This is a genomic window from Streptomyces sp. NPDC048275, assembly GCF_040652275.1.
In the GTDB taxonomy this organism is placed as follows: Bacteria; Actinomycetota; Actinomycetes; order Streptomycetales; family Streptomycetaceae; genus Streptomyces.
The window spans coordinates 61,125-83,557 of record NZ_JBEZLR010000002.1 but is presented as its reverse complement, the minus strand read 5'-3'; the positions used below and the strand labels follow the sequence as shown (position 1 = coordinate 83,557).

20 protein-coding genes are annotated in these 22,433 nt (G+C 70.6%); 12 read left to right on the top strand and 8 right to left on the bottom strand.

All coding sequences use genetic code 11. The annotated features are described in order from the left end of the window. Positions 1-44: 44 nt before the first annotated feature. The gene (locus AB0D57_RS01720) at positions 45-800 is read right to left on the bottom strand and encodes an IclR family transcriptional regulator (protein WP_362065840.1); all 756 of its coding nucleotides are present in this window, start codon (positions 798-800) and stop codon (positions 45-47) included. 129 nt (positions 801-929) lie between these two features. On the opposite strand from AB0D57_RS01720, the gene AB0D57_RS01715 reads away from it, so the two are divergent. Beyond that, positions 930-2,255 carry an MFS transporter gene (locus AB0D57_RS01715; RefSeq protein ID WP_362065838.1) on the top strand — a complete coding sequence of 442 codons (1,326 nt, stop codon included), beginning with the start codon at positions 930-932 and terminating at the stop codon, positions 2,253-2,255. A 49-nt stretch (positions 2,256-2,304) separates the two neighbouring features. On the opposite strand, the gene AB0D57_RS01710 is transcribed toward AB0D57_RS01715, so the two are convergent. Then, complete coding sequence (locus tag AB0D57_RS01710) at positions 2,305-2,769, bottom strand: MarR family transcriptional regulator (RefSeq protein WP_362065836.1); 465 nt, start codon at positions 2,767-2,769, stop codon at positions 2,305-2,307. A 261-nt stretch (positions 2,770-3,030) separates the two neighbouring features. Here AB0D57_RS01710 and AB0D57_RS01705 point away from each other — a divergent pair, with 261 nt between their 5' ends. Genes AB0D57_RS01705 through pcaD form a run of 7 tightly spaced genes read left to right on the top strand, consistent with a single transcriptional unit; the run spans position 3,031 to position 9,476 of the window. After that, the gene (locus AB0D57_RS01705; protein WP_362065834.1) at positions 3,031-3,813 is read left to right on the top strand and encodes a CoA transferase subunit A; all 783 of its coding nucleotides are present in this window, start codon (positions 3,031-3,033) and stop codon (positions 3,811-3,813) included. After that, entirely contained in the window at positions 3,813-4,484 is a 672-nt protein-coding gene (locus tag AB0D57_RS01700) for a CoA transferase subunit B (protein ID WP_362065832.1), read from the top strand. Before AB0D57_RS01705 ends, AB0D57_RS01700 begins: the two co-directional genes overlap by 1 nt. A 2-nt stretch (positions 4,485-4,486) precedes the next feature. After that, a complete protein-coding gene (locus AB0D57_RS01695) occupies positions 4,487-5,689 on the top strand; it encodes a thiolase family protein (protein ID WP_362066167.1) in 1,203 nt (400 codons plus the stop codon). 10 nt (positions 5,690-5,699) lie between these two features. Further along, positions 5,700-6,470, top strand: coding sequence for a protocatechuate 3,4-dioxygenase subunit beta (pcaH, locus tag AB0D57_RS01690; RefSeq protein WP_362065830.1), 771 nt, complete (start codon positions 5,700-5,702; stop codon positions 6,468-6,470). 2 nt (positions 6,471-6,472) lie between these two features. Then, positions 6,473-7,036, top strand: coding sequence for a protocatechuate 3,4-dioxygenase subunit alpha (gene pcaG, locus AB0D57_RS01685; RefSeq protein WP_362065828.1), 564 nt, complete (start codon positions 6,473-6,475; stop codon positions 7,034-7,036). Beyond that, a complete protein-coding gene (gene pcaB, locus AB0D57_RS01680; RefSeq protein ID WP_362065826.1) occupies positions 7,033-8,352 on the top strand; it encodes a 3-carboxy-cis,cis-muconate cycloisomerase in 1,320 nt (439 codons plus the stop codon). Before pcaG ends, pcaB begins: the two co-directional genes overlap by 4 nt. After that, the gene (gene pcaD / locus AB0D57_RS01675; protein WP_362065822.1) at positions 8,349-9,476 is read left to right on the top strand and encodes a 3-oxoadipate enol-lactonase; all 1,128 of its coding nucleotides are present in this window, start codon (positions 8,349-8,351) and stop codon (positions 9,474-9,476) included. Before pcaB ends, pcaD begins: the two co-directional genes overlap by 4 nt. Positions 9,477-9,589: 113 nt before the next feature. Here pcaD and AB0D57_RS01670 read toward each other — a convergent pair whose 3' ends face one another. Beyond that, on the bottom strand, positions 9,590-12,271 hold the full coding sequence (locus AB0D57_RS01670; protein WP_362065820.1) for an AAA family ATPase: 2,682 nt from the start codon (positions 12,269-12,271) through the stop codon (positions 9,590-9,592). A gap of 422 nt (positions 12,272-12,693) precedes the next feature. Here AB0D57_RS01670 and AB0D57_RS01665 point away from each other — a divergent pair, with 422 nt between their 5' ends. Then, positions 12,694-13,692 (top strand): DUF2510 domain-containing protein, encoded by a 999-nt coding sequence (locus AB0D57_RS01665; protein ID WP_362065818.1) that lies wholly within the window; start codon positions 12,694-12,696, stop codon positions 13,690-13,692. 185 nt (positions 13,693-13,877) lie between these two features. Here AB0D57_RS01665 and AB0D57_RS01660 read toward each other — a convergent pair whose 3' ends face one another. Then, the gene (locus tag AB0D57_RS01660; RefSeq protein WP_362065816.1) at positions 13,878-14,492 is read right to left on the bottom strand and encodes a TetR-like C-terminal domain-containing protein; all 615 of its coding nucleotides are present in this window, start codon (positions 14,490-14,492) and stop codon (positions 13,878-13,880) included. Between the two features lie 238 nt (positions 14,493-14,730). Between AB0D57_RS01660 and AB0D57_RS01655 the strand changes: the two genes are divergently transcribed. Both AB0D57_RS01655 and AB0D57_RS01650 read left to right on the top strand, forming a co-directional pair. Beyond that, on the top strand, positions 14,731-15,579 hold the full coding sequence (locus tag AB0D57_RS01655) for a phosphatase PAP2 family protein (RefSeq protein ID WP_362065814.1): 849 nt from the start codon (positions 14,731-14,733) through the stop codon (positions 15,577-15,579). Beyond that, the gene (locus tag AB0D57_RS01650; protein WP_362065812.1) at positions 15,576-16,550 is read left to right on the top strand and encodes a hypothetical protein; all 975 of its coding nucleotides are present in this window, start codon (positions 15,576-15,578) and stop codon (positions 16,548-16,550) included. The genes AB0D57_RS01655 and AB0D57_RS01650 overlap by 4 nt, the downstream gene beginning before the upstream one ends. 93 nt (positions 16,551-16,643) lie before the next feature. Here the strand turns inward: AB0D57_RS01650 and AB0D57_RS01645 are convergent, their stop codons facing one another. The 4 genes from AB0D57_RS01645 to AB0D57_RS01630 all read right to left on the bottom strand — a co-directional run bounded on the left by AB0D57_RS01645 (position 16,644) and on the right by AB0D57_RS01630 (position 21,233). Then, positions 16,644-17,489 carry a phospholipid scramblase-related protein gene (locus AB0D57_RS01645; protein ID WP_362065810.1) on the bottom strand — a complete coding sequence of 282 codons (846 nt, stop codon included), beginning with the start codon at positions 17,487-17,489 and terminating at the stop codon, positions 16,644-16,646. 52 nt (positions 17,490-17,541) lie between these two features. Then, positions 17,542-19,593: a phosphocholine-specific phospholipase C gene (locus tag AB0D57_RS01640; RefSeq protein ID WP_362065808.1), complete on the bottom strand. Its 2,052-nt coding sequence runs from the start codon at positions 19,591-19,593 to the stop codon at positions 17,542-17,544. A 225-nt stretch (positions 19,594-19,818) separates the two neighbouring features. Then, positions 19,819-20,853, bottom strand: a complete 1,035-nt coding sequence (locus tag AB0D57_RS01635) for a DUF6745 domain-containing protein (RefSeq protein WP_362065806.1) — start codon at positions 20,851-20,853, stop codon at positions 19,819-19,821. 53 nt (positions 20,854-20,906) lie between these two features. Further along, positions 20,907-21,233, bottom strand: coding sequence for a hypothetical protein (locus tag AB0D57_RS01630; RefSeq protein ID WP_362065804.1), 327 nt, complete (start codon positions 21,231-21,233; stop codon positions 20,907-20,909). Positions 21,234-21,441: 208 nt separating this feature from the next. On the opposite strand from AB0D57_RS01630, the gene AB0D57_RS01625 reads away from it, so the two are divergent. Further along, the gene (locus tag AB0D57_RS01625) at positions 21,442-22,410 is read left to right on the top strand and encodes an STM4015 family protein (RefSeq protein WP_362065802.1); all 969 of its coding nucleotides are present in this window, start codon (positions 21,442-21,444) and stop codon (positions 22,408-22,410) included. Positions 22,411-22,433: the final 23 nt, after the last annotated feature.

Here is a 22,433-nt window from a genome sequence, read left to right as displayed (position 1 = left end):
ACCTGGTCCACTGGGCGGACCACAGGGTGGCCCCCCGGAGCGGCTCACGCCTCGAACGGCAGCCCCGTCTTCGCCAACTCCCGCGCCGCCGCCCCGAGCCCCTGCGCGAATCGCTCGACGCGCTCCTGCGTGAACCGCGTACTCGGCCCGCCGAACGACAGGGCGGCCACCACTCCGCCGCGCCCCCGCACCGGAACGGCCACGGCGGACAGCCCCTCCTCGCGCTCACCATGACTTGTCGCGAACCCGTGTTCACGCGCCTCCGCGACCCAGGAGTGCAGGGTGTCCAGATGGTCAGCCCCGTACGGCGAGGCCTCCGCGACCCGGCGCAGCAGCGCGTCCGGGGCGTCGACGAGCAGGGCTTTGGCCACGCCGCCCGCCCACAGGGGGAGTTCGTCTCCCACGCGGACCACCTGCCGAAGGGTCTGCGGGCCCTCCTCCTGGGCGATGCAGACGCGGTGAATGTCCCGGCGTACGTAGAGGTGCACCGTCTCCTTGTACTCGGCGGCGAGGTTCCGCAGGATCACGCCGGCCGCGGGCGGCAGCCGCCAGGCCTGTTCGGCCAGGCGGGACCAGCGCAGCAGCGCCGGGCCCGCGATGTAGCGACCATGTTCGTCCACCCACAGCAGACCGTTCAGCCGCAGGGTCCCCAGCAGCCGCAGCACCGTGGTCTTCGGCAGTCCGGAGACGGTCACGATCTCGCGGACGGACATCGCGGGGCGGCTCTCGTCGAAGAGTCCGAGGATGTCGATCGCCCGCTGGACGGTCCGCATTCCGGCGGGTTCGGACTCGGCTGACATCTGTTCCTCCTTGAGGTCGGACCACGCTGCGGTCCTCCCGACGAATCTGCACAGGCACGGTACTCCGCAGAGGTCCACAGAGTGGACCTGACCGATGGCCCATACTGGAACGGCCGCAAAGGAGCAGCCATGAGCACTGCCGTCACGTCCCCGTCCGCCCCGTCGGACCGGACGGCCCGCCCGGCGAACAGCAGGGCCCGGTACGGTCTACTGGTCTCGCTGTTCATGATCACCGCGATCAACTATCTCGACCGTACGAACATGGCGGTCGCCCTCCCTCACATCACGGACGAGTTCAAGCTGTCCGCCACCGAGGCGGGCCTGATCCTGTCGGCGTTCTCGTGGGTGTACGCGTCGCTCCAGGTGCCGGGCGGCTGGCTCGTCGACAAGGTCGGACCGAAACTGGCGTTCGGCTACGCGATGGTCGGCTGGTCCCTGTGTACCGTCGCGTTCTTCTTCGCCCGCTCCTTCGGTGTGGTGATCGGGCTGCGGGTCGGCCTCGGCCTGTTCGAGACGCCGGCGTTCCCGGCCAACAACCGGCTGGTCAGCAACTGGTTCCCGAGCAAGGAGCGCGGCCGGGCCACCGCCTGGTACACGGCGGGCGAGTACGTCGGTCTCGCGGTCGCCGTGCCGCTGCTCTCCCTGCTGGTCGTGCACTTCGGCTGGCCGTCGATCTTCCTGGCGACCGGCGTCGTCGGGCTGCTCTTCTCCGCGGTCTGGTTCAAGCGGGTGTACGACACCCCGGAGCAGAGCCCGCGGGTGAGCGCCGAGGAACTCGCGTACATCCGCCAGGACGGCGAGGGCACCCCCGACGAGCAGGCCGCCGCGCGCACCGAGTCCACCTGGCAGGGGCTGGCGATCCTGGCGAGGAGCCGCCGGATGTGGGGCCTGTACATCGCGCAGTTCGCCAACACCTCGGTGCTCTTCTTCTTCCTGACCTGGTTCCCCAGCTATCTCGTCGACGAGAAGCACATGGACACCATCAAGGCGGGTTTCTGGGGATCGCTGCCCTACCTCTCCGCCATGGTGGGCGTCCTGATGGCGGGCTGGGGCTCGGACCGCCTGCTGCACAGCGGCATGTCCCGCACCTGGGCGCGGAAGCTGCCGGTGATGACGGGCCTGTGCCTGGCGCCGATCATCGTGGCGGCGAACTTCACGGACGCCGCGCCCCTGGTCATCTTCTTCATGTCGACGGCGTTCTTCGCCCAGGGCTTCATGCAGCTCGGCTGGGCGGCGCTCTCCGACATCGCGCCGGTCCGCCTGATGGGCCTGGCGGGCGGCACGTTCAGCTTCGCGGCCAATCTCGGCGGCGCGCTCGCCCCGATCGTCATCGGCGTGATCATCGACCGTACGGGCTCGATGGCGGGCGGTCTGGTCTACGTCGCCGCGCTGTCGGTGGCGGGATTCCTCGCGTACGCCCTCCTGATCGACAAAGTCGAACGACTGGACGCTTAGTCGAGGCCTCTCGTCAGTCAAGGCCCGTCGTCAGTCAATGCCTGCCGTCCTAGCGCTGGGTGATGAGGGGTTCCGTCGGATTGCGGAGCCCCTCCGCGGCGTCCGAGACCCGTTGGATGAGGTCGAAGAAGACGGCCTGCTCCTCGACGGAGAGCGGCCCCAGGAAGACCTGGTTCATCCGCGCCGTGCGGACGGTCAGCTTCCGGTGCGTCCGCGTCCCCTCGTCCGTCAGGCGCAGCAGGGAGCGGCGGCCGTCCTGCGGGTCGCGCACCTTGTCGAGCAGACCGCGGCGGCTGAGCCGACTGATGACCTCAGCGATGGTGGACCGGTCGAGCCCCACCCGCTCCCCCACCGTGCGCTGGTCCAGGCCCGGCTCCGCGACCAGCGCGTTCAGGACCGCGAACTGTGGCGAGGTGATCTCCTCGGAGACCATGGTGTTCCACAGCAGATAGTGCGCCTGCTGCAGCCGCCGGGCCAGGTGCCCGGGGTGGGTGGAGAGATCCACCGCGGCCATATGCGCTCCCCAGTATTCGTTGGTGCACTGAACGATACCCGTCCGGCATCGAGCCTGTCTCGCTCCTTCTCCAAGACTGTCACCTGCAGATTCCCTGAGGGTCTTGACTGTCCAGGGATCGGGTGGCAGCGTGTTTGAAACCTCGAAGAAATAATCAGCGCACTGACTAATTCGGCTGACCGGTTCGACTGACCAGATCGACGGACCAGATCGACCGACTCACTGAGACGCTGGATGCTCGGGAGAGATGGGGCTTCACGGATGGACAAGGTGGTCGCCACGGCCCTGGAGGCAGTGGCCGATGTGCCGGACGGCGCGACACTCGCGGTCGGTGGTTTCGGCCTGAGCGGTGTGCCGAACGTACTGATCGAGGCTCTGTACGAGCGTGGCGTCTCGGGGCTCGGCGTGGTCTCCAACAACTGCGGGGCCATGGAGTCCGGCCTCGCGATCCTGCTCGCGGCCGGGCGGATCGCCCGCGTCACCGGCTCGTACATCGGCGCGAACAAGGAGTTCGCCCGCCAGTACCTGGCCGGTGAGCTGGAGGTCGAGATGATCCCGCAGGGCACGCTCGCCGAGCGGCTGCGCGCGGGCGGCGCGGGGATCCCCGCCTTCTACACCCCGGCCGGGGTCGGCACCCAGGTCGCGGACGGCGGGCTGCCGTGGCGGTACGACGGACAGGGCGGCGTCTCACTGGCCTCCCCGCCGAAGGAGGTGCGCGAGTTCGACGGCACCCAGTACGTGCTGGAGCACGGCATCCGCACCGACTTCGCCCTCGTACGGGCCGCCAAGGGCGACCGGCACGGCAACCTGGTGTTCAACAAGTCCACCCGCAACTTCAACCCCCTCGCGGCGATGGCCGGGCGTATCACCATCGCCGAGGTGGAGGAGCTCGTGGAGCCGGGCGGGATCGACCCGGACGCGGTACATCTGCCGGGCATCTTCGTGCAGCGTGTCGTGGCGCTCACGCCGGAGCAGGCGACCGCCAAGATGATCGAGCGGCGGACGGTCTCGGCGCCCGCGGCGGATGGAACGGTGAGCGAGTAATGGCCTGGAGCAGGGAAGAGATGGCCGCCCGCGCCGCGCGCGAGCTGCAGGACGGCCAGTACGTGAACCTCGGCATCGGCCTGCCGACGCTGATCCCCAACTACCTCCCGGCGGACGTCGAGGTGATCCTGGAGTCGGAGAACGGCATCCTGGGCACCGGCCCCTATCCCACCGAGGACCAGGTCGACGCGGACCTCATCAACGCCGGCAAGGAGACCGTCACCGTCCTGCCGGGGGCCTCCTTCTTCGACTCGTCGCTGTCCTTCGGCATGATCCGCGGCGGACACATCGACGTCGCCGTGCTCGGCGCGATGCAGGTGTCCGCGGGTGGCGACCTCGCCAACTGGGCGATCCTCGGCAAGATGATCACCGGCATCGGCGGCGCGATGGACCTCGTCCACGGCGCCCGTACCGTCATCGTCGTGATGACGCACACCGCCAAGGACGGTTCACCGAAGATCCTTGAAGAGTGCGCGCTGCCGCTCACCGGGAAGGCGTGCGTCGACCGGATCATCACCGACCTCGGCGTCCTCGACGTCACCGACGAGGGACTGGTCCTGGTGGAGACCGCGCCCGGTGTGGCCACCGACGAGATCGTCGCCAAGACCGCCGCCAAGGTCCGTGTCAGCGATGAACTCACTGATGAACTCACTGAGGAGATCCAGCCGTGAGCCTGAAGGACGTCTACATCGTCGATGCGGTCCGTACCCCCATCGGCAAGTACAACGGCTCGCTGGCCGCCGTCCGCCCGGACGACCTGGCAGCCCACACCATCCGTGAACTCCTCGCCCGCACCCCGGAGTTGGACCCGTCCCGGATCGAGGACGTGTACTTCGGCAACGCCAACGGCGCGGGTGAGGAGAACCGCAACGTCGGCCGGATGGCCGCTCTGCTGGCCGGTCTGCCCACCAGCGTCCCCGGCGTGACCGTCAACCGGCTGTGCGCCTCCGGGCTCGAAGCCGTCATCCAGGCCGCGCGGGCCATCGCGCTCGGCGACGCCTCCATCGCCCTGGCCGGTGGTGTCGAGTCGATGACCCGCGCCCCCTACGTCCTCCCCAAGAGCGACAAGCCCTTCCCGGCCGGACACGCCGAGCTGTACTCGACCACGCTCGGCTGGCGCATGGTCAACCCGAGGATGGACCCGCAGTGGACCATCCCGCTCGGCGAGTCGGCCGAACTCATCGCCGAGAAGCACAAGATCACGCGTGAGCAGCAGGACGAGTTCGCGCTCGCCAGCCACCGCAAGGCGGCCCAGGCCCAGGCGGACGGCCTGTTCGACGGCGAGATCGCCCCGCTCTCCCTCCCGCGGCGCAAGGGCGACCCGGTCGTCTTTGGCGCCGACGAATGCGTACGCGCCGAGGCGTCCCTGGAGGCCATGGCCAAGCTGAAGCCGTCCTTCCGCACCGAGCACGGCACGGTGACGGCGGGCAACGCCTCCCCGTTGAACGACGGCGCGGCCGCTCTGCTCCTGGTCGACGAGGAGGGCCTGAAGGCCACCGGCCGCGAGCCCCTCGCCCGCATCAGCGCGACCGGCGTCTCCGCGATCGACCCGCAGTACTTCGGACTCGCCCCCGTCGAGGCGGTCGATCGCGCACTCACCAAGGCGGGCAAGGGATTTGACGACCTGTCAACTCTTGAACTGAACGAGGCGTTCGCCGCCCAGGTGCTCGGCTGCGTGGCCGAGTGGCCCGAGTTCGACCCGGCGGTCCTCAACCCGCAGGGCGGCGCCATCGCCCTCGGCCATCCCCTCGGCGCGTCGGGCGCCCGGCTCGCCGGAACCGTCGCCCACCAACTCGCCCGCAAAGGCTCCGGAGTTGGTGTCGCCACCCTCTGCATCGGTGTGGGCCAGGGCCTCGCCCTCGTCCTCGAACGATAGGAAGTCGACCATGGCTCTCACTCAGTCGGACATCGACATCGAGATCAAGGATCTCCAGGACGCCTACGACAAGGCGGTCGCCGGCGGCGCCCCGGTCCAGCACCATCCGGCACGCGACTACGCCCCGTACCGCAGCTCCGGGTTGCGCCACCCCAAGCAGCCGCTGGTCGCCGTGAACGGTGGCGACCCGGAGACGGTCGAGCTGGCAGGCCCGGTCTTCGGCGTCACCGACATCACCGAGATCGACAACGACCTGACCCTCCAGCACCGGGGCGAGCCGATCGGCGAGCGCATGACCGTCTCGGGCCGGCTGCTCGACCGCGACGGCCGTCCCGTGCGCGGCCAGCTCGTCGAGATCTGGCAGGCCAACGCCGCCGGCCGCTACGCCCATCTGCGCGAACAGCACCCGGCGCCGCTCGACCCCAACTTCACCGGTGTGGGGCGGACCCTGACGGACGATCAGGGCCGATACACGTTCACCACGATCAAGCCGGGCCCGTACCCGTGGGGCAACCACACCAACGCGTGGCGGCCCGCGCACATCCACTTCTCGGTCTTCGGCACGGCCTTCACCCAGCGGCTCGTGACCCAGATGTACTTCCCGAGCGACCCGCTGTTCCGGTACGACCCGATCCTGCGGTCCGTGACGGACGAGGCAGCCCGGAACCGTCTGATCGCCACCTACCACCACGACCTCTCGCAGCCCGAGTTCTCCATGGGCTACGAATGGGACATCGTCCTCGACGGTCCCTCCGCCACCTGGATCGAGGAAGGCCGTTGAGCATGACCGAGCGGTTGCTCCCCACCCCGTCCCACACCATCGGCCCCTTCTACGGCCACGCCCTCCCCTTCCCCGGCGGCGCGCAGGTCGCGCCCCAGGGCCACCCCGACACGATCACCCTGCACGGGTACGTGTACGACGGCGCGGGCACGCCGATCCCCGACGCCCTGCTGGACTTCTGGCAGGCGGCGCCCGACGGCTCGCTCAAGGGCGCCCCCGGCTCGATGCGGCGCGACCCGTCGACGGGCGGCTTCCTGGGCCGCAACGGCGTCGACTTCACGGGCTTCGGCCGGGTCGCCACGGACGCCGACGGGCACTACGCCCTCGCCACCCTGCCGCCGGGGAACGCCGGGCTGCCGTACATCAGCGTGTGCGTGTTCGCCCGCGGTCTGGTGCACCACCTCTTCACTCGCGCCTACCTCGCCGACGGCGCGGACCCGCTGCTCGACTCCCTCCCGGCCGACCGGCGCGCCACGCTGATCGCGGCCGAGGGAGCGCACCGCACGTACCGTTTCGACATCCGCCTTCAGGGCGAAGGCGAAACGGTCTTCCTGGAGTTCCAGTGACCTTGGTCCCTTCCGATGCCCTGCTCGCCCCCGGGTGGGCAGGCTCCGCCGCGTCCACCGCGACTGCCGACGAGGCATTTCTGCAGGCGCTTCTCGACGCGGAGGCGGCACTGACGCGCGCCCAGGCGGGGCTCGGGCTGGCCCCGGCGGAGGCCGGGGCGGCGGTGTCCGCCGTCGCGGTCTCGGACCTCGACGTCCGGTCGATCGCGCTGCGCGCCGGAGGCGGCGGCAATCCGGTGATCCCGCTGGTCGCGGATCTGACGAAGGCGGTCGGCAAGGAGTACGGGCCGTACGTCCACCGGGGCGCGACCAGCCAGGACATCATGGACACGGCGATGATGCTGATCGCCCGTCGCGCCCTGGCCCTGGCCCTGGAGGATCTGGAGCGTACGGCGCGAGGGCTCGGCCGGCTGGCCGCCGCCCACCGTGACACGGTGATGCCGGGGCGGACGCTCACCCAGCACGCCGTACCGACGACCTTCGGACTGAAGGCGGCAGGGTGGCGGTCGCTGGCGCTGGATGCCCGGGACCGGCTCGCTGCCGTCCGGCTTCCCGCCCAACTCGGCGGTGCCGCAGGGACGTTGGCCGCCTTCGCCGCGTTCGGCACCGACGACACGCAGGCCCTCGTGGCGTCGTACGCCCGTGAACTCGACCTAGCTGAACCGGCGTTGCCCTGGCACACCCTGCGGACGCCGATCGCCGATCTGGCCGGGGGCCTGGCCTTCACGGCCGGAGCCCTCGGCAAGATGGCGGCGGACATCCTCACGCTCTCCCGTACAGAGATCGCCGAGGTCGCCGAAGGGACCGGAGGTGGGTCCTCCGCCATGCCGCACAAGGCCAACCCCGTGGCGGCCACGTTGATCGCCGCTGCGGCCCGGCGCGCGCCGGGGCTCGCCGCCACGCTGTACGCGTCGATGGTCGCCGAGGACGAGCGGCCGGCCGGCGCCTGGCATGCGGAGTGGGAGCCGTTGCGCGATCTGCTGAGGCTGGTCGGCGGCGCCGCGCTCAGCGCCGCCGAGCTGGTCGAAGGGCTCCGGGTGAACACGGACACCATGCGTGAACACCTCGGTCTCACCCACGGGTTGATCGTCTCCGAGCGGCTGGCCGTCGAGCTCGCTCCCGTACTCGGCCGGGCCCGCGCCAAGGAGCTGCTGACGCGGGCCGCGCAGCGCGCCGTCGCCGAGAACCGGCCCCTGGTGGACGTGCTCGGCGAGGAGCCGGAGCTCAAGGAGCTCGACCTCGCGGATCTCACCGACCCCACCCGCTACACGGGCTCCGCGGGAGCCCTCACCGACCGTGCACTGGAGCGACGTTGACCCAGAAACTGCTCAGCCACCGCGCCGAAGGGCCCGCCACCGCTCCCCCGCTGCTCCTCGGACCCTCGCTCGGCACCTCGAGCGCCCTGTGGGACAAGGTCGCGCCCGAGTTGTCCGTCGCCCACCGGGTCGTCCGCTGGGACCTGCCAGGTCACGGCGGTTCACCCGCGGACCTGATCGGCCCGGGCGCGACGGTCGCCGACCTCGCCGAGCTGGTGCTGGCACTCGCCGACTCGCTCGGCATCGACCGGTTCGGCTACGCGGGCGTCTCGCTCGGCGGCGCGGTCGGCCTGCACCTGGCCGTGCACCACCCCGAGCGGGTGTCCTCCCTCGCCGTCATCTGCTCCTCGGCCCACTTCAACGGCTCCAAGGCGTGGCAGGAGCGCGCGGAGGTCGTACGCCGCGAGGGCCTGGCCGCGCTCGCCGAGACCGCGAACTCCCGTTGGTTCACGCCCGGCTTCACCGTTCCCGAGCTGGTCGCTGACCATCGCGACGCGGACCCCGAGGCGTACGCGGCCTGCTGCGACGCCCTGGCCGCCTTCGACCTCCGCGACCGGCTGGCGTCAATCACCGCGCCGACTCTGCTGATCGCGGGCCGCGAGGACCCGGCGACTCCGCCCGCGCACCTGCGGGAGATCGCCGACGCGGTGCCCGGCGCGTCGCTCACCGAGCTCGCGGGGGCCTCCCACCTCGCTCCCGCGGAGCGCCCGGAGGCTGTGCTCGCCGCACTGCGCGGGCACTTCGACGGGTATGCGCAGCGAGGCATGGAGGTACGCCGCCAGGTCCTCGGCGACACACACGTGGACCGCGCGCAGGCACGCCAGACCCCCTTCACCGCCCGGTTCCAGGACTTCATCTCCCGCTATGCGTGGGGCGAGATCTGGACGGACCCGACGCTGGCCCGCCGCGAGCGCAGCATGATCACGCTGACGGCGCTGGTGGCGCACGGCCACTACGACGAGCTGGCGATGCACGTCCGCGCGGCGCGGCGCAACGGTCTCACGCCCGAGGAGATCGGCGCGGTACTGCTCCAGACGGCCGTGTACTGCGGTGTACCGGCCGCCAATTCGGCGTTCGCGGTGGCCCAGCGGGTGCTGGCGGAAGAGGACACGGAGGGAGCCTGACCGCACGACCATGGTCCGTGAAGCCGGCGTCTCGCCGTGGACCACCGTCGCCGACGGCGCGGCGGGTCCCGCGCGGGACACGAGGGGACGTACGACCGGGAGGCCCGAGGGAACTACCGCAGCCCTCTTCCCGTCGCCAGCACCGCCTCGGCCTTCGCCACCAATCCGTCCGCCCCGCACGAACGCGCCAGCATCAGGCCCTTGTTGAGCTCGGAGACCGAGCGCGCGGCGATGCCGTACTCGACGCGGGCCGCCGCGTGTTCGTACTGGCAGGGAGAGGCCTCGAGGTAAGTGACCGCCTGGGCGGCCAGGCGTACCGCGCGCTGGCCCGATTCGAGGGCCGCGGCGCAGCGCAGGGCCTCGCCGATGGCGGTGTCCGTGCCGAAGCGCTCGGCCCTGCGGCGGGCGTCGGTGGCCAGTGCGGCGGCGCGGGAGGGGTCGTCCTTGGCCAGCGCGCGGGCCAGGTCGAGCGCCCAGGGCGCGAGCACCGTGTTGTGGTGGCCCCGCGCGGCGGCGGCCTTCTCTGCGGCCTCGAGTTCGTTGATGCCGTCCTTCGTACGACCGGTGGCAAGGAGCAGCCGCCCGCGTACGGAGCGGGTGTCGGGCAGCACGATCGTGGACGGGTACGGAGGCGCGAAGCCGTACTGCTCGGCGATCGCCGAGGCCTCCTGGACGTCGCCGCGGGCGAGGAGCGTGTCGACGAGGTTGCAGGTCGCGGTCCAGTAGAGCGGGAGGCCACGCCCGACCCGCTCGGCGATGCGCAGCGATTCGCGCAGGGCCGTCTCCGCCTCCCTGAGCCGACCCCGCCTGCGATGCCCGACACCGACGTAGGCATGGGCGAGGGCGAGGTGACCGCCGCTCCAGCCCGCCGCCTCGTAGGTGCGCAGGGCCTCCGTGTAGAGGCTGTCGGCCCGGTCGAGCCGGTCCGCGTAGGCGTACGCGTTGGCCAGCATCAGCAGCAGTTCGATGCCCCACTCGGTGTCGGTCCAGCCGAGTCCCGGCGCGAGGCGGCCGTTGACGAGGGCACGGTCGCAGAGCTCCACGACCTCCTCGGCGCTCTCCCCGCGGGTCATCGCGTCGAAGCCGCGCAGTATGAGCAGCGCGCGCTCGGAGTTGTCGCGGCCGGTGCACGTCTTGACGAGTTCGGCGAGGTTGCGGGAGCGCTCGGGAGAGTGCTCCTCACCCGCGTGGATGCCCTCCCACATGTAGTGCACGGCCTGCAGCCGCATCCTGGCCGGTCCCGGAGCGAGCAGGGCCGCCTCCGCGTCGACCGTGCGGACGGCCTCTTCCAACTGGTCGTTGTGGAGCAGCGCCTGCGAGAGGCGGAAGACTGCGTCCACGCGCAGATCGCCTTCGAGGCCGGGCATGTCGAGCGCGGCGCGCAGATGCCTGGTCGTGATGGAGGGGGCGGTCAGGAGAGTGGCGCAGCCCAGTTCGTAGAGCACGCGCGCATGGACCTCCGGCAGTGGGGGCTCGGCGAGGGCGCGCTCCAGGCAGCGCCTGGCCGCGTCGGGGGCGCCGACGGCGAGGTGCTCGCGGGCCGCCTCGCGCATCTGCTCGACGAGTTCGGGGTCGTCGTCCGGGTGCACTTCGAGGAGGTGGCGTGATGCCGCGGCGGCTCCGCGGCCCGAGTCGGTGACGGCCCACGCGGCCTGGCCGTGCATCGCGGTGCGCAGTGCGTCCGGGATCGAGCGGTAGACGGCGGTGGCGATGAGCGGGTGGACGAACTCCAGGTCTCCGTCGGCCACTTGACCGCTCGCGGGGTCGGTCACGGTGAGGATGCGGGCCGCGCCGAGCAGTTCGGCGCAGCGCTGTGCCTCGTCGCGCTGCATCCCGGCGAGCTGGGCGGCGAGGTCGAGGGAGATCGCGGTGCCGAGGATCGCGGCCGCCCAGGCGAACCGGGTGGCGTCGATGCCGAGTCCTTCGAGGCGGGCGACGAGTCCGCGGCCGCGCGCCGAGCGGTTCAGGGCGCGCAGTTCGGCGGCCGATGCCTCGACCGGCTCCAGCTCGCTGTCCTGCACCTTGGCGAGGAGTTCGACGGTCTCGTACGGATTGCCGCCGGTGACCGCCCACACCTCGCGGCAGAACGGGGCGTCGGCGTGCTCCCCGAGCGTGACGCGGGTCAGACCCGCGGCCGCTTCGGGTGTCAGCTCGCTGAGGGTGACGACCGGGCGGGCCGCGGCGGCGACCGCGTCGAGCTGGCGGGCCCGCTCGCCGGTGACGTCGCCGGGGCGGCGGGCGACCACGACGAGGACGGGCAGGTCGTCCAGGCGCTCGGCGAACGCGGCCAGCCACTGCAGGGTCTCCTGGTCGGCCCAGTGCGCGTCGTCGATGATCAGGACGAGCGGCCACTCGCGCTTGGCCAGCCTGCGCACCGCGACGACCAGTCCGTCGCACACGCCCTGCGGGTCGGCCTGCCGGTCACCCGGGTCGGTGATGCCCAGCGCGGGTCCGGCGATCTCGTACCAGTCGCCCAGGTATTCGCGAGCCTCTTCGGGCATCAGCGAGACGATGGCGGGCTGGAGCAGTTGCCGTATGACATTGAAGGGAACGGAGGTGACCGTCTCACCGCCGCGCGCCGACCACACGGTGCAGCCGTGGGCCTCCGCGATCCGGCGGGTCTCGGCGAGCAGGGCGGTCTTGCCGATGCCCGCCTCGCCGCTGAAGACCAGCAGGCTGCCCGAGGACGAGGCGTCCGCGCGCAGGGACTGAACGGCCCCTTCGACGTCGGCGATTTCCGCCTCTCGCTCCCATAAGGAGGCCGAGGTGGCCGGTCCGGGCCGTGCCTCCGTCATCCCGCTACCTCCCCAAAGGCCGCCCAAACGACGTACTGGTATCGAGCCTAGCCGTCCGGAAGCCGATGTGGAGAGGGGTCCAGGCACCTGTTGCCGAGACGGGTGACGCAAGGTGTCCGCAGGCGACGCGTCGGGGCGCCGACCAGCCGCCGTAAAAGTTATCGACCGTCAACAGCCCCGAAAACATGAAACTCCCGGGCCGATTGAGACCGACCGGCAATGGGAGGGCGGGAGAACGAGCGGGGTCTGGTGCGTGCGGCTGCAAGGCGGAGGAGGGAGTGAGGGCGGAACCGTCGCGACCGACGACAACGCGGCAGATGTGCGTGCCGGACCCCGCGACGCCGCCCTCCCATTGCCGGTCGGTCTGAAGCTCCCGGGCCCCCTCTCATCCCCCTTTCACCCAGGGCTCATACGGTAAGCACATGACGCAGGTGACTCCTCCCGGCTGGTATCCCGACCCCGGACAGACAAGTGACAGTCCCGCCACCGAACGCTGGTGGGACGGCAAGACATGGACGGACCAGACCCGCCCCGCCGGGTCGGCCACCGCATGGGGTCCCCCGGCGCACCCGCCGGCCGACGGCCCCTATCCGGCCCTTCCCCCGGCTGCACCACGGCGCGGGCTGCGCACCGGCATAGCCGTCGCCGCCGCGATCGCGGTTCTCGCGGGCATCGGCGGCGGCGTGTACGCCCTGACCAAGAGCGACGGCGGCAGCGGGAACAGCGCCAACTCCCAGGCTCCCGGCGGCCAGGGCGGAGTCGGCGGCCAGGGCGGCACGGTCGGGCCCGACGGTGGCCAGGGCGGGCCTGGTGGCCTTCCCGGCGGTTCGGGGGGCTCCGGCGGCCAGACCCCGGCGCCGGGCGAGTCCGCCCAGCCGCAGACCGAGGACGGCTACGCCACCGACGCGCTCAGCGGCATCAGCATCCCGGTGCCCGACGACTGGACCGGCCAGAGCGGCACCGGGGGCGCGGCCGTGTCGACCGACGCCACCTACAAGTGCCCCGGCGACACCTCGCAGAACTGCCAGCGGGGCGGCGCGTACTCGACGCTCGCGCAGATGCAGGGCATCAAGGCCACCACGGCCGAGGCAGCCGCCAAGGAGGACATCTCGAAGAACGCGGAGGAGTCCTACGGGGAGGGCTACGGCGAGATCACCTCGCACACGGAGCTCGCCTCCAAGGCGGTGACCGTTGCCGGCGAGAAGGGCTATCTCGTCCGCTGGAAGGTCGCGACCAGCAAGGGCGAGGACGGCTATGTCGAGTCGCTCGTCTTCCCCTCCCCCGTCGACTCCAAGTCGCTGGTCGTCGTCCGCTTCGGCATCGACGTCAGCTCCAAGGCGCCCAAGCAGTCCGTGATCGACGAGATCACCAAGGGCATCAAGGTCGCCTCCGGTACCGGCGGCAGCGGGCAGAACGTATAGCCCGTCCGTCTCCTGGACCGTACAGCCCGCACGTCTCCCGGCCCCCCGGACACAGATCGGCCGGGTGGGGCGCCCCTCCGCTCAAGGGGAACCCCACCCGGCCGGGGGGTGCGCGCCGCCCCCGTCCCCACGGTGCGGCGCGAGCAGGCCGACGTCCGGTCATCCCGCGGACGTCGACCTGAGTCTCAGGTCAGGCCCAGAGCCGGAATCACGACAGCCTCCACGAACCGTGTGAGATACGCCGCATCCGCGTTCCGGCCCTCCAGGACAGGGCGCACGCGTACGACACCGAACAGCTGCGCGGGGATGAATTCCAGCGCCGGATGGTCGGCGGCGATCTCACCCCGGTCGACCGCACGGGAGATCATCGCCTGGACGGCGGCGACCTCGGGCTCGATGAGGGCATGGCGCAACGCGTCCTGCAGCTCCTTGTCGTGCAGCACGGAATGGCCGAGCCCCTGGAGCAGCTGGGTGTCGGGGCCCGACCACTTGTCGGCAGACCGCGCCACCGCGCGCAGGTCGCCGGCGAGCGAGCCCGTGTCGATGTCCTCGAACCGCGGACAGCGCCTGGCCCGCAGCGCGGCGGCCACGAACTGGGGCTTCGTCTTCCACTGCCGGTACAGCGTGGACTTGCTGCAGCGGGTGGTCGCGGCCACGCCGTCCATGGTGAGCGAGTCGTAGCCGCACTCGCGGATCTGCACGAGCACCGCCTCGTAGAACTCCTGCTCACGCTCGGGCGTGATCTTGGAGCGGCGCGAGGCGACGACCGTCTCCGGTCCGTCCGCGGCCTGCGACGTCATGGCTCTTCTCCTCGCTCGCTCCGGTGGTCCGCTTCACACAGTCTAATCGATACGCCAGTGTACCGGTACGGCGTCGTATCGGTACACTGGCGTATCGGTACATGAACGTATCGGTACCCTGTCGTATCGATGAGTCCTGGACAGAACCCACTCCCATGTCGGGTAGACGGCGAGTGGATCCTGCCCTGGGCTCACCGCGCACCACCCCACGCAAGACCGTCAGCAAAGGGGCCGGGGGATGGATTCCCGAACCGAGCCTGCAGAACCGGAGCCGGCCGCGGCGAGACGGCGGCCGTCGCCGCAGCACACCGCGACACGGCCGCCGATCATCCGTGAGCTCCTGCTCGTCGTAGGACTCTTCGTCCTCTACAAGTTCGGTCGGCAGCTGGCCACCGGGCACACCGCCGAGGCCTTCCGCAACGCGGACCAGGTGTGGGACTGGGAGCGGGCCCTCCACCTGCCCGGCGAGAGCATCGTGCAGGGCGCGTTGCTCCACGGCGACACCCTCGTGCACCTCGCGAACACCTACTACGCGACCGTCCACTTCCCGGCCACCGTGGCCTTCCTGGTCTGGATGTACCTGCGGCGCCCGGTCCACTACGTGTGGGCCCGCAGGGTGCTGGCCGTGGTCACCGCCGCCGCCCTGGTGCTGCATCTCACCTTCCCGCTCGCCCCGCCCCGGCTGCTGGCCGCGACGGGCCTCATAGACACCGGACGGGTGTACGGGCCCACGGTGTACGGGGCGCACCCGGCGAGCGACGAGATCGCGAACCAGTTCGCGGCGATGCCCTCCCTGCACTTCGGCTGGGCGCTGATGGTGGCGATCGGCCTGATCGCCGCGACCCGCTCCCGGTGGCGGTGGCTGTGGCTGCTGCATCCGCTGCTCACCCTGCTGGTGATCGTCGGTACGGCGAACCACTACTGGCTCGACGCGATCGTGGCCACCGCGCTGCTCGGCATCACCCTCGCCGTGATCCACCTGCCGCACCGGACGCGCACGACCGCCGGGCGCGCACAGGAGCTCGTCGCCGGGGAAGTCGGCGACGCCAAGGAATCCGTACCGGAACTCGTGGGGGCAGGTCGATGAACGCCACTCTCGCCGCCGTCGTCCTGTCGCTGTTCTCGGCCGTCGCGTACGCCGCCGCGGCCGTGGCCCAGGAGCGGCTCGCTTCCCGCACCGCCGACTCGGGCGTGCTGCGACTGCTGGGCAGCGGGGCCTGGTGGTGGTCGGTGGTGCTGAACGCGTCCGCCGCGCTGCTGCATGTCGCCGCGCTCAAGTACGGGACCCTCACGCTGGTGCAGCCGCTCGGCGCACTCACTCTGGTGGCCGCGGTGCCGCTCGGCGCGCGCGTCGCCGGACGGCGGGTCAGCGTGGTCGAGTGGCGCGGTACCGCGCTCACCCTGATCGGACTGGCCGCGCTGCTCGTCACGGCGTCCGGGCACACGCCCGACCACGTGCTCAGCACGCCACAGGCGCTGGGCGTGGCCGCCACGACCGCCGCGCTGATCGGCATCCTGTCGCGGCCCGGCGCCCGGCCGGGGCTGCGGCACGCGACCGCCTCCGGGTTCGCGTCAGGTGTCGCTTCGGCGCTCACGCAGACGGTGACGGTGGCGGCTACGGACCGCTCCGGCCCGCTGCTCAGCGCCCAAGTGATCGTGGTGGCCCTGCTCGTGGCGGCCTTCGCGACGGGTGGCCTGCTCCTGTCGCAGATCGCCTACCGCGGTGGGCTCGGCGCCCCCCTCGCCGTCGTGACGCTCGCCAATCCGGTCGCCGCCGCGGCGATCGGCCTCTCCTTGCTGGGCGACCAGATCCGGGGCGGCGCGGCGGGCCTGCTGCTGGCCGCCGCGGGAGCGGGGTTGGCGTCCTGGGGCGTGGTGACGCTGTCGCGCTCGGCACCGGAACGGCCGGAACTCGCACTGGCGGAACCCGGGGTGGACGAGGACCACCCGGTCGCCGCGGTGCTGGCACTGGAGCCCGGATCGGCGGCGTACGAACCCTCGTTGCTGCCGAAGCAGCCTGGAGCGGTACCGAACCCGGGGCATCTGACGCCCCTATAAAATCCCCTGCTGAAAACCCCTGCACAAAGGAAAGGGCGGCTGCGGAAAAATCCGCAGCCGCCCTTTCTTGTCAGCGGATTGCCGTGTGCAGGGTCAGCCCAGCCCGCGGGAGTCCTGCTTGAGCGCCGTGTCCACGGTCAGTGCCGTGGCGACGACGAGGCTCAGCAGGGGCTCAGGAAGCTGGAAGTGAATCTGCAGGACGTAGTTGTCCGCAGTGGTGAACATCGTCTTGGCGAGGCCTTCCCAGGTCTTGGTGATCCGGGCGACCTCGTTGTCCGCGTGGTCGACGATCGCGAAGTTCCAGGCGCGCCAGTTCTCCGCCTTGATGGCGCCGACCTGCTGGCCGTTGGCGTTGATCGCGAAGTTGATCTTCCCGATCATGTTCTGCTGCACGATCTCGCCGACGGGCGAACCGTCCGGGCGCGTCACGATCACCCGCGACTTCATGAACTTCCGGGGCCGTGTCAGCAGCAGCACCGGCTGGCCGTAGGCGTCCCGGATCTCCAGCTTGTGCGTCATGAACTGGTCGATGCTGGCGACGAAGCGCAGGATCTTCTTCAGCGCGCTCTGCCCGACCTGGACGACCGAGCCGAGCTGGTTGCCCTGCTGGTCCATGACCTTGTACTCGTTGGTCAGCTCGATCAGCTTGGCCTTCTGGTTCACCACCAGGACCGGTTCGGTGAACAGGGTGCCGCCGCCCGCGCCGCCGGCCGCGACCCCGGCCTGCTGCTGCACCTGCTTGTGCACGCGCGGGTCGGGGCCTGCCCCCGGCTGTCCGTACGACTGCTGGGCCTGCTGCGGCACCTGCTGTCCAGCCTGGGCCTGCTGGTCCGCATTCGTGTGCTCGGTCCACTGCGAGCCGTCCCAGTAGCGTTGCGTCTGGGGCGCCCCGTGCGGATCCGGGTACCAGCCTGCAGGAGTGTTCGAATGCGTGGTCACCGGGGCACACTACCGCGAGTCGGCCGGAAAACAACCAGGGTTCGTGTATCCATCAGTCGGTCACGATCGCCGGATCGCTCACGCCCGCCCGGCCGTTCTCGACATGCCCCGCGAACCGCCGCAGGAACCCGGAGTCCGTGCCGGACACGACGGTCAGGTCGTACCAGCGTCGACTCGCCCGAAGCTCCACCCGGTGCCTCACGGTCGCGCCCGCCCGCACCTTGAACGAACGCGCCCGCCCCCCGTAGCCGTTGGTGAGCTTCAGGTCGACCGTGCCGGAGCCCTTGTTGGTGAAGGTCAGCTCCACGTCGTCGCCGACGTGGCGTGCGGTGGCCTCGGGTCCCGCGGTCTTCCCCGATCCCTTGAAGGCGCGCAGGAAGCCGTTCGGACCGTGAACCGTGAGGTCGTACGAGCCGTTCGAGTATGCCGAGTTCCAGGTGTCCGAGACCGTCCTGCCCGCCTCGGTGGTGTACGTCCAGGGGCCGTCGGTGCGATTTCCGGACGTGACGAGGAACGCGGCGCCGGCCTTGGCGCCCGAGCCGAAGGTCAGGGTGAACTTGCCGGCCGCCGGGTCCGCCGAACCGTCCACGAGGGGCGCGTACTTGAGCGGGCGGGCCGGGCGCAGACCGCGTTCCTGCCGGGGCAGCCGCGGGTCGGCGGGCGGGGTCGGCTTGTAGTCGGGGTGGCGCTCGCGGTCCTGCGGCTCGTAGCCGTCGGTGTCCGGCAGCTCGACGGGGCGCGGGTCCTTGCGGGAGAAGTCGAAGGCGGCGGTGAGGTCGCCGCAGACAGCCCGGCGCCACGGCGAGATGTTGGGCTCGCGCACACCGAAGCGGCGCTCCATGAACCGGACGATCGAGGCGTGGTCGAGGGTCTCGGAGCAGACGTAACCACCCTTGCTCCAGGGCGAGACCACCAGCATCGGCACGCGCGGGCCGAGACCGTAGGGACCGGCCACGCGGTTGGCGTCACCCTTGTAGAGGTCCGGCTCCACGTCCACCGTGGACTTGCCCTGCGCGGCGGAGCGCGGCGGGAGCGGCGGCACGACGTGGTCGAAGAAGCCGTCGTTCTCGTCGTAGGTGATGAACAGCGCCGTCTTCGCCCAGACCGCGGGGTTGGACGTCAGGGCGTCCAGGACCTGGGCTATGTACCAGGCGCCGTAGTTCGAGGGCCAGTTGGAGTGCTCGGAGAACGCCTCGGGGGCGGCGATCCAGGAGATCTGCGGCAGCTTGTCCGCCTTGACGTCGGCCTTCAGCTGGTCGAAGTAGCCGTCGCCGTTCTTCACGTCGGTGCCGGTGCGAGCCTTGTCGTACCAGGGGTCGCCGGGCTTGGCGTTGCGGTACTTGTTGAAGTAGAGCAGCGAGTTGTCACCGTAGTTGCCCCGGTACGCGTCCGCGATCCAGCCCCAGGAGCCGGAGGCGTCCAGACCGTCGCCGATGTCCTGGTAGATCTTCCAGGAGATCCCGGCCTCCTCGAGGCGCTCGGGGTACGTGGTCCAGTCGTAGCCGAGCTCGTCGTTACCGAGGACCGGGCCGCCGCCGACGCCGTCGTTGCCGGTGTAACCCGTCCACATGTAGTACCGGTTCGGGTCGGTGGAGCCGATGAACGAGCAGTGGTACGCGTCGCAGACGGTGAAGGTGTCCGCGAGCGCGTAGTGGAACGGGATGTCCTCGCGAGTCAGGTACGCCATGGTGGTGGAGCCCTTCGCGGGGACCCACCTGTCGTACTTGCCGTCGTTGTAGGCGGCATGTCCGTCGGGCCAGCCGTGCGGCAGGCCCTCCAGGAACTGCATGCCGAGGTCGTCGGCCTCCGGGTGGAAGGGCAGCACCTCCTTGGTGCCGTCCGACTGGTGCCAGACCGACTTGCCACTGGGCAGCGCGGACGGGCGCGGGTCACCGAAACCGCGAACACCTCTGAGCGAGCCGAAGTAGTGGTCGAAGGACCGGTTCTCCTGCATCAGGACGACGATGTGCTCGACGTCGTCGATCGTGCCGGACCGGTGATGCGCGGGCAGTGCGGCGGCGCGCTCGATACTGCTCGACAGAGCGGTGAACGCCGCGGTGCCGCCCGCGAGTTGGAAAAAGCGACGCCGATTCACTGATGACATGGCTGAGTGACCTCGGTCCTGACGGAGTACGGATGGCCGTTACTGCTGGAACGTGTGCGAATGGAGTGTTTCAACAGCACCGAACGCCCGGGTAGGCTCCTGTGGCGCCGATGTGAAAGTCGGCGGTACGGGAGGCGAACGACGACGGACGGGTCATCAGCCCGGCGAGCCGGGGGCCGGCCGTCCCTCTGCCCTTGCGGCTTGCGTCGCCCGCGTCCGCGGCGCTCAGGTCTGCCGCAACGGCTCATAGACCTCGGCGTCCAGTCCGAACGTCCACGCCACCCCCTGCCTGGCGGTACGGGTCGTCGGCGGGACCCTCAGCCAGTACGTGCGGCTCGTACCGTCCGGCTCCGGTGTGGAGTTGACGACCTCCACCATCACCACGTCCTCGTCACCGACCAGTTCGACGCGCCACAGCACTCCCGTCTCGTCACGATGGACGGGCACCGCCCCGGACTCCTCCAGGTACCGGTCGTAGCCGTAGTACTCCAGCATCACGCGGCGCAGTTCGGCGTTCTCCTCGTCGCGAATCCGCTCGGGAGTCAACGACCTCAGCTCGTCCAGGAACGCACGCGGGACGGGCATTCCGCGCCAGGCGTACAGCTCGAACCCGTCCGCGTAGCCGAGAGCCGGGCCGTCCCCTCTGTCGAGGCGTCCCGCTTCGTCGCGGTGGAGGCACCGAGGCCGTTCGCTGACGATCGCCACCTTCTCATAGGGCCACCACCAGCCCGCGTTGCATGCCACGGCGCCAAGACCGCTCAGGGGGTTCTCGCCCTCTCCGGCGGTGTCGAACGCACACAGCCATGACGCGTCGTGCTGTCCCAGCACCGCGTCCAGGAGCAGCAGCCGGACCTGTGTCTCCGCGCGCCGGTCGGAGGCCTCTTCCTCGACGACTCCCGACCGGATCCGGTCCGCCAGGGTTCGGGTGGACTCCCAAAGGGCCGCTCCCGTGGCACGCCAGTGCCCGCTCCAGCCCTCCGGCCCCAGATGCTTGTGCAGACGGTCCCGTTCCGCCGCCCAGGGCTTGCTGAGCACCGCGTCGCGGACGCTCGCACCCGTGTCGCCCAGGTCCGAACCGTCCGCGTACTTCGCCCCCATGAGCATCCGCACCGCCTCACGGGGCGAGCGCGTCCACACGATCCGTGCGGGTTCGGCCAGCCCCGCGCGCCGGTAGGCGAGTCGAACTCCCTCCTCCGCGGCCGCCCGGTCACCCGCTCCCGTCGCCGCTGCCACCGCACGCCAACTGCTCTGATCCATCACGCCGTTCCCCTCCGAAATTGCCCTGCTTCCAGGCACATCTGCTCGTGTGTGCGTCAGTCGGCGACGATCCGCACCGAACCCGGGACGTACTCCCGCTGCCGGATCACGCGGTACCAGCCCTTCGGGAGCGTGATCGCCGCGTGCTCCTCGTGCACGACGCGCGCGCCGTCCGGAACGTGCAGCAGCATCGGGCCGAACACCCCGCTCTCCCGGATCAGCCGCCCCGGTCCGACCACCGCATGGGCGTGGCCGGTGACTTCGCCGAGTGCGAGGACGAGCCTGCCGCGGCCGTCGCGCGGTTCGGACGCGGCGTCCCTCGCGTGGTCCGGCACCGCGTCCTGCGCCAATGACACGATCAGAACGTCTCCCTGCCGATACATGGGTCTCCCTCCCGAGAAGGCACTCGGTGCGCCATGGAAGAGACCGTAGAGGCGAGCACTGACAATCACGTCTCGTCGACCGGGCAACCCTGTTCGCGGCGTTGTCAGTGGGGCTTGGTAGAACTCCGTTACCTGGATGCGTCGGCGCGCTCCAGGCTCGCAAGCACTACGTCGATCCATCGGCCTCAGCAAGAAGGAGCGGGCGCGCATGACCATCGGTAGCCACCTCGGGGAATTCCACGGCCTGCCGGCCTTCACCTTTCCGAATGCCGACGCCGAGGCTTCCCGTGCGACGTCTCTTCCGTCGCCGGAGTCCGTGGCGTGGCGCGTCGCCGTGGACTCCTACGAGAGCGACGAAGCGTGGGAGGACGCCTTCGCACGCTTCCTGAAGGCGGTGGACACCACGCAGGTGCGCGCCCTGATCGTCGGCGCGTGGAGCGACGTGTACGACAGTGCCCCCGACGCGGTGATCGAGGCCCTGGTCGCGGCCCGTGACCGGCTGCCCGCCCTGCGCGGCCTGTTCCTCGCCGACATCGTGATGGAGGAGTGCGAGATCTCGTGGATCGTCCAGGGCGATATCAGTCCCCTCCTTGACGCGTTCCCCGACTTGGAGGAGTTCGGCGTCCGGGGCGGGAACCAGCTGGTCTTCCCTCCCGTCCGCCATGAGCGGCTGCGCACGTTGACCGTCGAGACCGGCGGCATGCCCGCCGTGGCGGTGCGCGGAATCGCCGGCAGCGACCTGCCGGCCCTGGTCCATCTCGATCTGTGGCTGGGCACGTCCGAATACGGTGGCGACGCCGACGTGGCCGATCTGGAGCCGTTCCTCGCGGGGACCAGGCTTCCCGCGCTCACCCACCTCGCCCTGCGCAACAGCGAGATACAGGACGACATCTGCGCGGCGCTGGCAGCGGCCCCCGTGGTGGCGCGCCTCGACGTCCTCGACGTCTCCATGGGCGTGCTGACCGACGACGGTGCGACGGCGCTGCTGACGGGCCAGCCGCTGACGCATCTCAAGAAGCTCGACCTGCACCACAACTACCTGAGCACGGCCCTGCGCACCCGACTGCTGGAGACGTTGGAGCCCGCCGGTGTCGAGGTCTACGCCGACCAGGACGACGCCGAGTCCGACGAGGAGGAGGACGGTACGGTCTGGCGCTTCGTCGCGGTGGGTGAGTAGCGCCGTCCGGCCCCCGGCCGGTG